The organism is Lysobacter tyrosinilyticus (assembly GCF_054779815.1).
Window position 1 is genome coordinate 1 of the sequence record NZ_BAAGXN010000013.1, and the last position, 15,210, is coordinate 15,210.

Consider the following 15,210-nt stretch of genomic DNA (forward strand, 5'->3'; position numbering starts at 1 on the left):
AAGAGTAGGTCATTGCTGAGCATTTACTCCGAACCCCCGACCCAAAAGGTCGGGGGTTCTTTTTTGCGTAAAAAACGCGCCCACCGCGTGACACCATTTGGCTTACGCACGGCGACTAAGCGCGCGCGACGAAGTTAGTCGGCCGGTGATCGCATGTAAAAGCTTGCGCTCCCGCCAGGCGGACATGCATTTAGTTCGAACATGCCTTCCACAGAAGAGGCATCAGTCAGCGACGTGCCCACTGAGCAATCTAGCCCGGGCGGCCTGGCCGTTCCCCTGGGATCTGCCCGTTGATACCGACACGGGAAATCGAGAAAAGGGACCTCGCGATGCCTACCGAAGCCGAACAGCGCCGGCATCCTCGTCATGACACCTTGCAGGCGGTCATGGTGACGCCCAACGGCCATCAGCACGCGGCTCGAGTCATGAACCTTTCGCTGGGCGGCGCACGCATGAGCCTGCCTGAGCACTGGCTTCCGGATGATGGCACCGCGTTGCGCGTGTATTTCCGGATCGACGAAGACGAGTTTGCCTTACGCGGTCATGTCACTCGGGTAACCGTTGATCATCTCGGGATAGCGTTCGACCCGGCCCAGGACGATGGCATCGAGCGGCTTTTCGCCGCTCTCGGGCTGCAGGCGCCGCCGTGATGGAACGCGCCTGATATCGCCTGAATTAAGCCGAGCCGCGAAGTGGCTCGGCTTGAATTAATTGCTAGGCCGCGGGCCAGTGTGATGCGAGCCCGCCAGGAATGCGGTCATTCATGCTCGAAGGCCTCAAATGACCGACGCAAAGGCCCCGATCTCAGTCAGGTCGTGCATGAGGCGCTGAGCAATCTCTGCAGCAGGGACCGAGATGCGCTGCCGTGAGAACTATGAGCGGCCTAACGCTGGCTTAGACGACCCGCAGGGCCGCCGATGCCAACAGCGCTAGCACGCAAAGAAACGCGCCGAACCAGACCAGGCTGCGCAGTGTGTGGCTGAGCCCGGCCACATACACCAGGCCGTGCACGATGCGCATGACTACGAAGGCCAGCGCCAGCAATGCGATCCGATCGGCCGCGACACCAGCGAGCTGCGCCAGGATCACGCTGGCCGCGAACGGCGCGAATGCCTCATACCCATTGAGTTGCGCCGCATTCGCGCGATGCACACGCGGATTGGTCTGGCGCGCCACCCAGCCGCGCGGATCGCGATTGTCGTAGCGTTCGCCACTGGCCTTGGCAACAGATACCCACACATACGGCAGCAGCGCGGCAATCAGCACGCACCAATAGGCGGTGGCGAGACTCAGCATGGCGATCCTCCGGGGAGTGTGGCACCAGCCTACCCGACAAACGCGAACGGCGCCTTCCGGCGCCGTTTCAATGCTCGATCCCGAACGCTACTGCGCGCCGGAATGCAGCTTCTGTTGCGCTGCACGGAAGGCATTGCCCTCATACCATCTGGGCCATTGCGAGCCATCCGCCAGCGTTCGACCGACGCCGTACAGGGCCTCGACATCCTGGATTACACCGTCGAGCTTCCACGCCGGATCGTATGCGTCGGATGGCTTGTGATAGCGGTTGTCGCGGTAGTCGAGCTGCGCCAGCCGTCCGGCTGCGATGCCGCCTTCGATCAGATCATCACCACCCTTGGCATACAGCGCCGGCACACCAGCGCGCGCGAAATTGAAATGATCGGAGCGGAAGTAGAAGCCGTCTTCGGGCGTCGCTTCGGCGTGCAGCGTGCGTCCCTGCTGCTGTGCGACCGATTTCAGGATGTCTTCCAGTTGCGAGCTGCCGTAGCCAACCACCGTCATGTCGTGCGCCGCACCGATCACCGGCATCGCATCGAGATTGATTACGGCAACCGTCTTGTCGAGCGGAACCACCGGATGCGCGACGTAATAGCGTGAACCAAGCAAGCTGGATTCCTCGAGCGTGACCGAGAGGAATACCAGAGAGCGCTGCGGCCGCGGCTGTTGCTGGGCAAATGCTTCGGCAATTTCGAGGATGCCGGCTACGCCCGTCGCGTTGTCGATCGCGCCGTTGTAGATCGTGTCCTCGCCAACCGCGGCAGACGCACCGCTGTGCTCATCCGCCTTGTGTCCGTGCTTGCCGAGGTGATCCCAGTGCGCCATGTAGACAACGGCCTCGTCCGGATGCGTAGCACCGTCGAGACGCGCGATGACATTGCGCGACGATTTCTCGCTGATGCGACTCTTCAGGTCGATCGATGCCTTGGCATTGAGCGGCATGGCCTTGAAGCCGCGATGGCCTGCCGCGGCGTACAGCGCATCTAGATTCTGTCCGAGCGCCGCAAACAGCGAGCGTGCCGCCTCGCCGGTAATCCAGCCCTGCACCTGTACGCGTGGCGCCGGATCATCGGCGGCGCGCAGGTCGAACTGCGCGCCACTCCAGGAATTCTTCACCACGTCCCAGCCGTACGCGGCGCCTTCGGTATCGTGGATGATCAGTGCCGCAGCGGCACCTTGGCGCGCGGCTTCCTCGAACTTGTAAGTCCAGCGCCCGTAGTAGGTCATCCGGTTGCCTTCGAACAACGACGGGTCCTGCTGGTGGAAGCCGGGATCGTTGACGAACATCACCACCGTTTTGCCCTTCACATCGACGCCGGCGTAGTCGTTCCACTGCAGCTCGGGCGCGTTGACGCCATAACCGACGAAGACCAGATCGCTACCATCCAGTTTCACTTCCGGTCGACCGGTGCGCGTGCCCACCACCATGTCGGTGCCGAAGCGGAATTCGCGTAGCTTGCCGGCGACATCCAGCTTCAGGGTGACGTTCTCATCGGCGACCGTCTCGGTCATCGGCACGGTCTGGAAATAGCTATCGCCATTGCCCGGCTTCAGGCCCAGCCGTTTGAACTGGCCTTCGATATAGGCAACCGACCTGTCCTCGCCGGCGCTGCCCGGTCCACGGCCCTCGAATTCGTCCGATGCGAGCGTGCGCACATGCGCGGCGAAGTCCTCCGCGCGGATGGCGGGAGCGAATGCAGTCGTCGGTGCGCCAGGGGCGGCGACGGTAGCTGCCGGCGTCTGCGGCTGGCAGGCTGCCAGCAGCAATGCGGCGCCCAGAGCGCAGGGAAGCAGGGAATATTTCATGGGGTCTCCTACCCGTGGAGACCCATTCTAGGCACGGCCCGCTAGTGCCGGGCCGTGCCGACATTGTCGGCTTCGCGCGGGAAAAACCCGAAGCGTGAAACCGATGCTGTCCGGTTCAGACGCCGTCGCGGCTTATTGCGCCGGCGGTGGCGTCGGCGTGTCGAAGCGGATCGCGGTGGCGCCCGTGATCGGCCCGGTCTTCGCGGTCGAATGCACATACAGCACGACTGTGCGTTCGAAATTGAGCGGGCCGTCGACCTGGGCGTTGGGGCCGATGACCACGCGCGGCGTGCGTGGCTTGCCGAAACTGATGAAGGGGCGGCTCGGCTTCTCGTAGTGCAGGCCGCCGCGCACGTGCGAGCCGACGCCGACGGTCACGTCGCCGGTGACGGTCTCGATGCCGCCGCTGACATCGGTATCAACGATGCCGATCGCGCCATTCACCGTCTCGATATTGCCGCCGACATTGCCGCCGCGGCCGACAAACACGCCGCCATTGACCGTGCTGACGTTGCCCGTGGTGGTCACGCGTTCGTTGATCTGGATGCCGCCGTTGACGGTCTCCAGCGAACCGGTCTTCGCGCCCGTGCCGACGTCGATCCCGCCGTTCACGGTTTCCGCGTTGGTCACGCGGGCATTAGCGCCGATATCGATGCTGCCGTTGACGGTTTCCAGCGAGCCGTACTGGCCGCCTTCCTCGATGTCGATGGCGCCGTTGACCTTGGAGATGTCGTGATCCGAGGCGTGTACGGAGAGGGTGGCGCAGGCGAGCACCAGGGCGAGGGCAAGGCGGGTGCGGATCATGGCGAACTCCTTGTGGACATGTCGGGTTGGATGCGGCCCCGGACCGGCGGGTTTAAGCCTGTGTGAAGGCCGGTGCTCGGGACCGGCGGGCCAAGGTCATCCAAAATACGGCCTCCGCTACAATTTGCCCCTGCCCGAAGTACTGGAAAGACCCGTGTCGTCGAATTCCCGACCTAAGCCCGTCGTCCTGCTGATCCTTGATGGCTGGGGACATCGCGAAGACCCCGCCGACAATGCCCTGGCGCAGGCCCGCCTTCCCAACTGGCACGCCCTGCTCGCGGCCAACCCGCATACCCTGATCCATACCGAAGGCCGCCATGTCGGCCTGCCGGATGGACAGATGGGCAATTCGGAAGTCGGACACATGAACCTCGGCGCGGGCCGCATCGTCTACCAGGACCTGACCCGGATCGATGCCGCGATCGAGGACGGCAGCTTCTTCGCCAACACCGAACTGCGCGCCGCCTGCGCCGCGGCGAAGGCGAACAACGCCACGCTGCACCTGATGGGACTGCTCTCGCCCGGCGGCGTGCACAGTCACGAGACCCATATCTTCGCGATGCTTGAACTGGCGCGCCGCGAAGGCGTGCCGCAAGTCGCGGTACACGCGTTCCTCGACGGCCGCGACATGCCGCCGCAGTCGGCGCAGCCCAGCCTCGAGCTGCTCGAAGCCGCCTGTGCCAAGGCCGGCAACGCGCAGATCGCGACGGTCAGTGGGCGCTACTACGCGATGGACCGCGACAAGCGCTGGGACCGCCAGCGTCGCGCGTGGGATGCGATCGTCGACGCCCAGGCAGCACACCACGCCGCCGACGCGCTGACTGCATTGCGCGAAGCGTATGCGCGCGGCGAGAACGACGAGTTCGTGGTGCCCACGGTCATCGGCAGCGGTGCGCCGATGCGCGATGGCGACGCGATCGTGTTCATGAATTTTCGCGCTGACCGCGCGCGTCAGCTCACCGCGGCGTTCGTATCGCCCGCATTCGATGGCTTTGATCACGCTGGTGAGAGCGTGCGTCGCCCCGCGCTGTCGCGTTTCGTGTGTCTGACCGAGTACGACGCCAAGTTGCCCGCGCCGGTAGCGTTCGCGCCGGAGGATCTGCACAACACTCTGGGCGAAGTGCTCGCCGCGCATCACCTCAAGCAGCTGCGCATCGCCGAAACCGAGAAGTACGCGCACGTCACCTTCTTCTTCAACGGTGGCCGCGAGGAGCGCTACCCCGGTGAAACGCACGTACTGGTGCCGAGCCCGAAGGTCGCTACCTACGACCTGCAGCCGGAAATGAGCTGTCCGGAAGTCACCGAGAAACTCGTCGCCGCGATTCGTTCCGGCGAGATCGACGTGGCCATCTGCAACATCGCCAATCCGGACATGGTCGGCCATAGCGGCATCCTCGCCGCGGCGATCCAGGCTGCCGAAGCGGTAGACGTCGCCATCGGCGCGATCGCGCAGGCGGTGCGCGAAGTCGGCGGTGCGTTGCTGGTCACTGCCGACCACGGCAACGTCGAGATGATGCGCGACCCCGATACTGGCCAGCCGCACACTTCGCACACGGTGGGGCCGGTGCCGTTCGTCTACGCCGGTCCGCGCCTGGCCACGCTTCGCAACGGCGGTGCGCTGCGCGATGTCGCGCCGACCATCCTCGACCTGCTCGATCTGCCGCGCCCGGCCGAAATGACCGGTGCCAGCCTGCTGATCGAAGACACCTTCGCCAGCGTGGCGCAGGTCGAGAGCACGCTGGCCGGATGAGCGCACGCGCCTTTGCCCTGGCGGTACTGCTTGCGGCTTTTGCCGTGCCCGCGGCCGCGCAGAACAAAGGCGAGACCGAACGCAAGCTCGAGAACGTCAAGCGTGAGCTCAAGCAGGTCGCCGCCGAACGCCGTGAGATCGAAGGCCAGCGCGGCGACGTAACCCGGCAGTTGCGCGCAGCCGACGAGAAGGTCGGCCATTCCACCCGCGTGCTGCGCGACACCGAAAGCCGGCTCGTTCGCGACCAGCGATCGCTCGCACAACTGCAGCAGCAACGCACGACGACGTTGGCCACGCAAGGGGCGCACCGTGTTGAGCTGGCGCGACTGCTGCGGGCCTCCTATCTGCAAGACCAGGCCACGCCGTTGAAGGCATTGCTGGCGCAGGATCGCGTCGCCGACACGCAACGCGTGCTCACCTACCAGCGCTACGTGCAAGCCGATCGCGCGCGTCGCATCGCCGATCTCGATGCGCAGCTGCATGAACTCGACGACCTGGAAGGCGCGATCCTGGCGCGCCGTGCCGACCTCGATCGCACGCGCCAGCAGCAACGCGAACAGCTTGGCCAGCTCGAACAGGACCGCAAAACGCGCGCGAGCCTGCTCGTCCAGCTGGATGAGAAATACCAGGATCGCCGCGAGCGCGAACAGGCGCTGGGTCGCGATGCCGAGGGTCTGGAACAACTGTTGCAGCAGTTGCGCGCCGCTGCAGCTCGCGCCGAAGCCGAGCGTCGCGCCGCGGCCGCGAAGGCCGCGCGCGAATCCAAGCGCGCCACCGGCGCTACGCGCAGCACGGTGCGCGCGCCGGTCGTGGCGAGCACGCCGGCATTGCAGGTCGGCGGACTGGGCTGGCCGCTGTCGGGTTCATTGCTGGCGGGCTACGGCGGCACCATGCCCGACGGCCGCGGCAGCCAGGGATTGCTGATCGCCGCGAACGCCGGCGCACCCGTGAAAGCCGTCGCCGATGGCACCGTGGTCTACGCCGAATGGATGACCGGCTACGGTCTACTGCTGATCATCGATCACGGCAACGGTTACATGAGCCTCTACGCGCACAACGATGCGCTGTTGAAGGACGTGGGCGCGGCCGTCAGGCGCGGCGATGCCGTCGCGACCGTCGGCAGCTCCGGCGGCCACGGGCGCCCGGCGCTGTACTTCGAGCTGCGCCGCAACGGCCAGCCGGTCAATCCCAGGGCCTGGCTGCACTGACACCGCGATCCCGAAGCCTGATGAGGCGAATGCCCCGCATTGCGCCTTGCGCGCAGATGAATCGGACCCCTGGTTAACGAAAGCTTCCGCCGGTTTTGCGTGCTTGCCGCCATAATCGGGTGAACCCCGGCCCGCTACGCGCGGTCCAAGCCACACCCGATCACTGGAGCGTTTCATGTCCCTGCGTCGATTGCTTCCGCTCGCAGCCGCGTTGTGCGTGCTGCCCGTTCACGCACAGGACAAGCCGGCGAGCGAGCCCGCGTCGATCGAGGCGCCCGACGCCGAGGACACCAGCGCCTCGAAGGTGCCGCTCGCGGAAATCCGCCGGTACGTCGCCGTGTATAACGCGGTGAAGGAAGCCTACGTCGAGCCAGTCGACGACAAGAAGCTGATGCAGTCTGCGATCCGCGGCCTGCTGTTCGATCTGGATCCGCACAGCGTCTACATGGAGCACGAAACCGCAGAGGAGTTCGATGAGTCCTCGCGTGGTTCCTACGGCGGCGTCGGCGTCGAACTCCAGCGCCAGCCCGATGGCAGCCTACGCGTGATCGCGCCGATCGACGACACCCCGGCCGCGCGTGCCGGCATCAAGGCCGGCGACATCATCACCGCGATCGACGGCAAGAGCTTCAAGCCCGACGAGGGCGACACCTCCGGCCCGTTGCGTGGCGAGCCCGGCAGCAAGGTCACGTTGACCATCGTGCGCCAGGACAAGCCCAAGCCTTTCGACGTGACACTCACGCGCGAAACCATCCGCATCATCAGCGTGCGCAGTCACATGCTCGAACCGGGCTATGGCTACCTGCGCATCGCCTCGTTCCAGGCCGATACCGCCGCCGACTTCGATCGCCAGCTCGACAAACTGCGCGAACAGGCCGGCGGCAAGCTGCGCGGCCTGGTCATCGACCTGCGCAGCAATCCGGGTGGCCTGCTGACCTCGGCCGTGCAGATCGCCGACAGCCTGCTGGAGAAGGGCAAGATCGTCAGCACGCGCGGCCGCGTGCCGATCAGCGACGCCGAGTTCAGCGCCACGCCAGGCGATCGCAGCGGCGGCGCGTCGGTCGTGCTGCTGGTCGACGCGGGCTCGGCGAGTGCGTCGGAGGTGCTGGCCGGTGCGCTGCACGACAACCAGCGCGCGCGCATCGTCGGCAGTCGCACCTTCGGCAAGGGCTCGGTGCAGACGGTATTGCCGCTGGACAACGGCGATTCGGTCAAGCTCACCACCGCGCGCTACTTCACGCCGAGCGGCAAATCGATCCAGGCCCTGGGCATCACCCCCGACGTGGTGCTGCACCCGGGCAAGGACGCGCAGAACGGTGGCAAGGCTGATTACACCGAGGCGAGCCTGCGTGGGCATCTGCGCGGCGATGAAGACGATGCGCCGGGCACGAACGCCGGCGAGGTGCTCGAGGGCGATGCGCCAATCACCGCGGCGTTGAACGAACTGAAGAAGCCGACCGTGGCGCAGAAGGCGCCGGTGCCCAAGGGCTGACGCCTCGAAGTGCGATTACTGCCATGGACCTGTCGAACGCCAAGGTCGCCCAACTGCTGATCCCTGTAGCGGATTTCGAAGCGGGGCTGGCGTTTTATCGGGATGTCCTTGGCCTTCCGTTTCTGTTCGCGGCGCCACCGCAGATGGCGTTCTTCGATTGCGGCGGCGTTCGACTGCTCGTGGGGGTGCTGCCGCAAGGTCAGCTCGCGCAACGCGGGTCGGCGATCTACTTCCAGGTCGCCGACATCGTCGCGGTCCATGCTTCGCTCAAGGAAAGAGGCGTCGACTTCAAGGCGGCGCCGCATGTCATTCATCGCACGCCTGCGATGGAGTTGTGGCTGGCGGAGTTCGTCGATCCGGATGGCAACCAGCTGGCGCTGATGAGCGAGACCCGGCCCGCCGGAATCTAGTTGTCGAGTTCGAAGCCGCTTCGCTTCGGATCGGCTGGCACGTCGCATGCGGACACGCATCGCGCGCCCGATGACGATTGCCTCAGCGCGGTTTCGCCGGCATCGGGAACGGGGTCACCACTTTCTCGCCGGTCGCCGCATCGCGGATCGCCGATTGGCCCTTCTTTTCGACTTCCTCGATGCGCACGATGCTTTGCATCGGCAGGTGCAGCACCCGCGTGTTGCCGAATTCGTCACGCAGTCGTTCCTCGGTGGGGTCGATCACCAGGCCGTCGTGCATCTCGAATACCAGCTCGGCAACTTCAGTGAAGCCCCACAGCGTGCCCGCGCCAACCTTGCGCGCGTACAACTCGTAAATCTTGCCGGCGTTGAGAAACGTGATCTTGTAGAGCGGCTTGGCCATTGGCGTGCGGGAGTAGAACTGGCTGGTTGTTAGATAGGGGCGAGTGCCAGGCCGTGCAAGGCGTTGCTCAGTAACCGCGCTTGCGCCGCATCCGGCGCGCGATCCCGGCTTTGGCGACCAAGGCGAACACCCCGCCGAAAGCGAAGCCGGCCAGGTGCGCCGACCACGCCACCGCACCGAACGCCGGGCCGATGAAGGTGAAGACCAGCTGCAGCAGCGCCCAGACCCCGATCAGCAGCGCCGCCGGCACCTTCACGAACTGCAGGAACAGGCCTAACGGCACCACCATCCCGAGCTTCGCGCCGGGAAACAGGGCGAGATACGCGCCGATCAAGGCGGATACCGCGCCACTGGCGCCGATGATCAGGCGGTCGGGCGTGCCGATCGCAATCGCCGCGGCCAGGTTCGCCACGGCGCCTCCGAACAAGAACAGCGCCAACAGCCGCCACGGACCCATCGCGCGCTCCGCGGACAGGCCAAAGATCAGCAGGAACACCAGGTTGCCCAGCAGGTGCGCCCAATCGGCGTGCAGGAACAGCGCGGTGAACAACCGCAGCAGCCGTCCATCGCGCAACGCCGTTATCCATTCCGCAGGAGCGGCCAACCCGCCCGAGAGTGCGCCCCATTCGAGTACCAGGTGCTGCTTTTGCGGGTCGGGCAGGACCGCGACGGCGAGAAAGCAGAGCCACAGCAGGACGAACAGCAGCGGTACCGCCCATCGCCGTGGGGACCGCTGCCGGGAGGGGATGGAAACGAACACACTCACGCCCGTCGACCCCGTGCAGCGGCGACTTCCGACACCTCCGCAAGGCCTCCTGGCGTTGTTAGCATCCGGTTAATACCCACGCTATAGTGCATACGGTGTCGTACGTCGGGAGGGGTCTCGGCGCCGACGGCAACGGCCTCGCCGGCGCCGCGCAGACGACCAAGAAGAAGACTCAAAAAAACACGTAGTCCATTGGAGAGAGTACACACATGATCCACGCAAATCGCACCACTTTCAGCGCTCTGGCGCTGGGTATCGCCGGCGTGCTGGCGATGGGCCAGGCCAACGCGTCCGGCTTCCAGCTGCGTGAAGCCAGCGTCAAGAATCTCGGTCGCGCGAACGCCGGCAGCGCCGTGTTCAACGACGACGCCACCGTGGTGACCGGCAACCCGGCCGCCATGTCGAGCTTCGACAAGACCACCGTGCGCGGCGACGTCACCGCGATCGACCTGAGCTTCAAGGTCAATGCCAGCGGCAAGGCCGCAGCGGCGTTCGGCCCCAACGCTCCGGCCCTGACCGGCGGCGACGGCGGCGATGCCGGCGACCTGACCCCGGTGCCGAACATCTCGGCGGTGTTCCCGATGCACGGTGCCCTCGAAGGCCTCACGCTCGGTGCCAGCATCGGCGCTCCGTTCGGCCTGAAGACCGAGTACGAAGACGGCTGGGTCGGCCGCTACCACGCGCTGAAGTCGGACGTGAAGGTTGTCGACCTGACCCTGTCCGCATCGGTCAAGGTCACCGATCGTTTCTCCGTCGGCGTCGGCTTCATCCATGAGCGCGCCGAAGCCACGCTGACCAAGGCGATCGACTTCGGTACCGCCCTGTGCACCGGCTCGGGCAACCCGGCGAACTGCTTCAACGCGGCCTTCCCGTTCCATCCGCAGAGTGCCGACGGCCTGTTCAGCGTTGACGGCAGCGACAACGGCCTGGGCTGGATCGCCGGCGTGCAGCTGCGCCCGATCGATGCGCTGACCATCGGCTATTCGCACCGTTCGGAAGTCGACCACGAGATCTCGGGTGATATCGATTTCACGCTGCCGGCTTCGGTGCAGGCGGCCCTCGGTCCGCGCGCTGCGAACTTCGCCGATGGTCCTGGCGGTGCCAACCTGACCCTGCCGAGCATCGACACGCTCAGCGTCCGCTACGACGTCAATGACGCCATCCGCGTGCTGGCCGACTGGCAGGCGACCGACTGGTCGTCGCTGCGCACGGTCGACGTGCGTCGCAGCAACGGCACCTCGCTGGGCGCCGAACCCTTCAACTGGGATGACACCCAGTTCTGGTCGGTGGGCGGCGAGTGGGATCTGAGCGACAAGTTCACCCTGCGTGCCGGTTACGCCCAGGATGAAACCCCGACCCATGACGCAACCCGCACCCCGCGCCTGCCCGACAACGATCGCACGCTGTACTCGATCGGCCTGACCTGGCAGGTCACCGACGCGCTCAGCGTCGACGCGGCTTACCAGCGCATCTCGGTGGACAACCCGAAGATCGACGTGGTTTCGTCCAGCGGCTCGCGCCTGGTCGGCGACGCGGAAGGCTCGGCGAACCTGTTCGGCATCGCCGGTCAGTTCAAGTTCTGATCCACGCGTTTCACTGCAACAAAAAAAGCCCCGCGTTTGCGGGGCTTTTTCTTTTTCCTTGTAGAGCGGAGCTTGCTCCGCTGCTCTTGCCATCTTCGGGATGAAAGCAGCGGAGCAAGCTCCGCTCTACAAACGTGGCGGCGTGCTGTGACCCGCCGCCGCTGCATTAATCGCCCAGCGTCAGCAGCGACGCGTTGCCGCCCGCCGCCGTGGTGTTGATGGTGATGGTCTTCTCGGTGGTGAAGCGCGGCAGGTAGTGCGGGCCGCCGGCCTTGGGGCCGGTGCCGGACAGGTTCTGGCCGCCGAACGGCTGCACGCCGACCACCGCGCCGATCTGGTTGCGGTTGACGTAGCAGTTGCCGACCTTGATGCGCGAGGAGATCTTCTCGATGGTTTCGTCGATGCGCGAATGGATGCCCAGCGTCAGGCCGTAACCGGTGCCGTTGATCGCATCGATCACGTTGTCGAGCTGGTCGGCCTTCCAGCGCACCACGTGCAGCACCGGTCCGAAGATTTCCTTGTGCAGCACGTCGATCGACGGGATCGCGTACGCGCGCGGGGCAAAGAAGCTGCCATTCGCGGCGTCGCCGTCGAGCACCACTTCGCCGATCTTGGTGGCTTCGCTGTCCATGCGCGCGGCATGGTCCTTGAGCATCTTCAGCGCGTCTTCGTCGATCACCGGGCCGATGTCGGTCGAGAGCAGGCCGGGGTTGCCGACCTTCAGCTCGGCCATCGCGCCGGCGAGCATGTGCGTGACCTTGTCGGCGATGTCGTCCTGCACGAACAGCACGCGCGCGGCCGAGCAACGCTGGCCGGCAGAGGTGAACGCGGAGGAGATCGCATCCTTCACCACCTGTTCCGGCAGCGAGGACGAGTCGGCGATCAGCGCGTTCTGACCGCCGGTTTCGGCGATCAGCACGCCGATCGCGGCGTCGCGTGCGGCCAGCGCGCGGTTGATCGCGCGCGCGGTGTCGGTCGAACCGGTGAAGGCCACGCCGGCGACGCGCGGATCGCGCGTGAGCGCGGCACCGACGGTGGCGCCGTCGCCCGGCAGGAACTGCACCGCGGCTTCCGGCACGCCGGCTTCATGCAACAGCTTGATCGCGTAGTAGCCGATCAGGTTGGTCTGTTCGGCCGGCTTGGCGAGGACCGTATTGCCGGCGGCGAGCGCGGCGGAGATCTGACCGAGGAAGATCGCCAGCGGGAAGTTCCACGGCGAGATGCAGACGAACACGCCGCGGCCGGACATCTGCAGGGTGTTGGATTCGCCGGTCGGACCGGGCAGGGCCTCGGGCTTGAACAGCGCACGCGCCTGCGCGCCGTAATAGCGCAGGAAGTCGACGGCTTCGCGCACTTCCGCGACGCCGTCCGGAATGGTCTTGCCCGCTTCCTTGGTGCATAGCGCGATGTACTGTGGCATGCGCTGCTCGAGCAGGTTGGCGGCGTGCTCGAGGATCGCGGCGCGCGAAGCGGCCGGCGTCGCGTTCCACGTATCGAATGCGTTGACGGCGTTCTTCAGCGCGAGCTCGACGGTGGCGCTGTCTGCGGCTTGCCACTGACCCACGGTCTCGCGACGATCGGCGGGATTGGTCACGGCAATGGTCGCGCCGGCGAGGTTCGCACCCGGCACCAGTGGCGCTGCGCGCCAGTCGGACTTCGTGGCCGCGTTGACCTGCTCGGCCAGCGTGCGCAGTTGATCGTCGTTGGCGAGGTTCACGCCCATGGAATTGTTCCTCTCAATGCCGAAGCTGCGGTACAGGTCGACCGGCTGCGGAATGCGCGGATGCGCGATGGATTCGAATGCGGAAACGGTTTCGACCGGATCCTGGATGAGGTCATCGATGGCGATGTCCTCGTCGGTGATGCGGTTGACGAAGCTGGAGTTGGCGCCGTTCTCGAGCAGGCGACGCACCAGATACGGCAACAGGTCTTCATGCGAACCGACCGGCGCGTACACGCGGCACGGCACGCTCAGGCGATCGGCGGGAATGACTTCCGCGTAGAGGTCATCGCCCATGCCGTGCAGCTTCTGGAATTCGAAGTGCTGCGCGCGACCCATCGCCTTCGCACGCTGGTGGATCGTCGCGATCGTCTGCGCGTTGTGGGTGGCGAACATCGGATAGATCGCATCGCCCGCTTCCAGCATCTTGCGCGCGTTGGCGAGGTACGACACGTCGGTATTCGGCTTGCGCGTGAACACCGGATAGCCGAGCTGGCCGTCGACCTGCGCGCGCTTCACTTCGCTGTCCCAGTACGCGCCCTTCACCAGGCGCACCGGGATGCGGCGGCAGTGCTTGCGGGCGAGGTCGGCGATGAAGTCGATCACTTCCGGCGCGCGCTTCTGGTAGGCCTGGATAGCGAGGCCGTAGCCTTCCCAGCCATCCAGCGACGTGTCGGCATACGCAGCGGCAATCACGTCGAGCGAGAGCTCCAGACGATCGGATTCCTCTGCGTCGATGGTGAAGCCGATGGCGTAGGACTTCGCCAGTTGCGCGAGTTCCAGCACACGCGGCACCAGTTCGGCGAACACGCGTTCGCGCTTGGCATGCTCGTAGCGCGGATGCAGCGCCGAGAGTTTCACCGAGATCGAGGGTACGCCGAACACCTCGCGGCCCTTGTAGTCGCCGCTCTTGCCGATCGCATGGATCGCGTCGCGGTAGGCCTGCTGGTAGCGCAGTGCGTCCTTGGTGGTCAGCGCGCCTTCGCCGAGCATGTCGAACGAATAACGGTAGTTCGCGTTCTCGCCTTTTTGCGAGCGCGCCAGCGCCTCGCCGATGGTCCGCCCCATGACGAACTGGTGGCCCATGATCTTCATCGCCTGGCGCACGGCGAGACGGATCACCGGTTCGCCGACGCGGCCGAGCAGGCGGCTGAAGGCGCCGTGCACGTCGCGCTTGGTTTCGTCGGCCAGGTTGACCAGGTGGCCGGTGAGCATCAGGCCCCAGGTCGAGGCATTGACCAGGACCGAGTCGGACTGGCCCATGTGCTTCTTCCAGTCCGCATCGCCGAGCTTGTCGCGGATCAGCTTGTCGGCGGTCTCCTGGTCCGGAATGCGCAGCAGCGCCTCGGCTACGCACATCAGCAGCACGCCTTCCTCGCTGCCGAGGTCGTACTGGCGCATGAAAGCCTCGATCGCGCCCTGGTCCTTCGCGCGGGCGCGGACACGGCGCACAAGGTCGGCGGCGGTGGCCTGGGCGGCGATACGGTCGACCTCGGGCAGGCGGGCCTGCTCGAGCAGATGACGGACGTGCGCGGCCTCGTCACGCACCCAGCCGGCGGTGATCGCGGCGCGCGGGCCGGACGGCGGGGCGGGGAGTTCGGGGCTGATCAGGACGTCGGCAACGGGCGTAATGGTGCCCGCCGGGACGGTAGCGGTGGTGGATGGGTTCATCGGGCCCGCGGTTGCGGTGGGGAAGCCCCATAGTTTAGAGCTTCGACCCCAGCGCGCGCTGGGCCGGCGGCGTGAAAGATCGTCATGACGGCGCGCCCGTTTTGTGCCGGATCTGGCGATTTTTGCGATCGCAATCTGTGTTCCCGGGCGTCCCTGCGGGTTGCCCGCGCGCGGCCCGGCCGCTACCATTTCGCAGTTATTCCGTAGCGTCCGTGAAGCCGATGCCCCCTGGGCCTGCCTCCGGCGTGTTAGGTCCCGGTCGACAACCCAATGGTCTGCGGCCGGACCTGCCAGCCACCTC

The 15,210-nt window shown here is 65.9% G+C and carries 11 protein-coding genes and 1 pseudogene; 6 read left to right on the plus strand and 6 right to left on the minus strand.

Going from position 1 to position 15,210, the window contains the following annotated elements; translation table 11 throughout:
- The first annotated feature begins 329 nt into the window (after positions 1 to 329).
- A complete protein-coding gene (locus ACYVGK_RS14700) occupies positions 330 to 650 on the plus strand; it encodes a PilZ domain-containing protein (protein WP_460735018.1) in 321 nt (106 codons plus the stop codon).
- Between the two features lie 244 nt (positions 651 to 894).
- On the opposite strand, the gene ACYVGK_RS14705 is transcribed toward ACYVGK_RS14700, so the two are convergent.
- The 3 genes from ACYVGK_RS14705 to ACYVGK_RS14715 form a co-directional block, all read right to left on the minus strand.
- On the minus strand, positions 895 to 1,296 hold the full coding sequence (locus ACYVGK_RS14705; RefSeq protein WP_460735019.1) for an MAPEG family protein: 402 nt from the start codon (positions 1,294 to 1,296) through the stop codon (positions 895 to 897).
- A gap of 87 nt (positions 1,297 to 1,383) precedes the next feature.
- Entirely contained in the window at positions 1,384 to 3,102 is a 1,719-nt protein-coding gene (locus ACYVGK_RS14710; protein ID WP_460735021.1) for a M28 family metallopeptidase, read from the minus strand.
- 132 nt (positions 3,103 to 3,234) lie between these two features.
- On the minus strand, positions 3,235 to 3,906 hold the full coding sequence (locus tag ACYVGK_RS14715; RefSeq protein WP_460735023.1) for a DUF4097 family beta strand repeat-containing protein: 672 nt from the start codon (positions 3,904 to 3,906) through the stop codon (positions 3,235 to 3,237).
- 154 nt (positions 3,907 to 4,060) lie between these two features.
- Between ACYVGK_RS14715 and gpmI the strand changes: the two genes are divergently transcribed.
- The 4 genes and pseudogenes from gpmI (at position 4,061) to ACYVGK_RS14735 (ending at position 8,766) form a co-directional block, all read left to right on the plus strand.
- The gene (gene gpmI / locus ACYVGK_RS14720) at positions 4,061 to 5,656 is read left to right on the plus strand and encodes a 2,3-bisphosphoglycerate-independent phosphoglycerate mutase (protein WP_460735025.1); all 1,596 of its coding nucleotides are present in this window, start codon (positions 4,061 to 4,063) and stop codon (positions 5,654 to 5,656) included.
- A complete protein-coding gene (locus tag ACYVGK_RS14725; protein ID WP_460735027.1) occupies positions 5,653 to 6,864 on the plus strand; it encodes a murein hydrolase activator EnvC family protein in 1,212 nt (403 codons plus the stop codon). Before gpmI ends, ACYVGK_RS14725 begins: the two co-directional genes overlap by 4 nt.
- 175 nt (positions 6,865 to 7,039) lie before the next feature.
- Positions 7,040 to 8,338 (plus strand): annotated as a pseudogene (locus ACYVGK_RS14730) (S41 family peptidase); the annotation flags it as partial.
- Positions 8,339 to 8,379: 41 nt separating this feature from the next.
- Entirely contained in the window at positions 8,380 to 8,766 is a 387-nt protein-coding gene (locus ACYVGK_RS14735) for a VOC family protein (RefSeq protein WP_460735029.1), read from the plus strand.
- Between the two features lie 82 nt (positions 8,767 to 8,848).
- On the opposite strand, the gene ACYVGK_RS14740 is transcribed toward ACYVGK_RS14735, so the two are convergent.
- Together ACYVGK_RS14740 and ACYVGK_RS14745 are read right to left on the minus strand one after the other, a co-directional pair.
- Positions 8,849 to 9,169: a DUF1820 family protein gene (locus ACYVGK_RS14740; RefSeq protein ID WP_460735031.1), complete on the minus strand. Its 321-nt coding sequence runs from the start codon at positions 9,167 to 9,169 to the stop codon at positions 8,849 to 8,851.
- 67 nt (positions 9,170 to 9,236) lie between these two features.
- The gene (locus ACYVGK_RS14745) at positions 9,237 to 9,929 is read right to left on the minus strand and encodes a rhomboid family intramembrane serine protease (protein ID WP_460735616.1); all 693 of its coding nucleotides are present in this window, start codon (positions 9,927 to 9,929) and stop codon (positions 9,237 to 9,239) included.
- Positions 9,930 to 10,144: 215 nt separating this feature from the next.
- On the opposite strand from ACYVGK_RS14745, the gene ACYVGK_RS14750 reads away from it, so the two are divergent.
- Entirely contained in the window at positions 10,145 to 11,518 is a 1,374-nt protein-coding gene (locus ACYVGK_RS14750; protein WP_460735033.1) for an OmpP1/FadL family transporter, read from the plus strand.
- 166 nt (positions 11,519 to 11,684) lie between these two features.
- Here ACYVGK_RS14750 and putA read toward each other — a convergent pair whose 3' ends face one another.
- The gene (gene putA, locus ACYVGK_RS14755) at positions 11,685 to 14,909 is read right to left on the minus strand and encodes a bifunctional proline dehydrogenase/L-glutamate gamma-semialdehyde dehydrogenase PutA (protein WP_460735035.1); all 3,225 of its coding nucleotides are present in this window, start codon (positions 14,907 to 14,909) and stop codon (positions 11,685 to 11,687) included.
- Between the last annotated feature and the right edge of the window lie 301 nt (positions 14,910 to 15,210).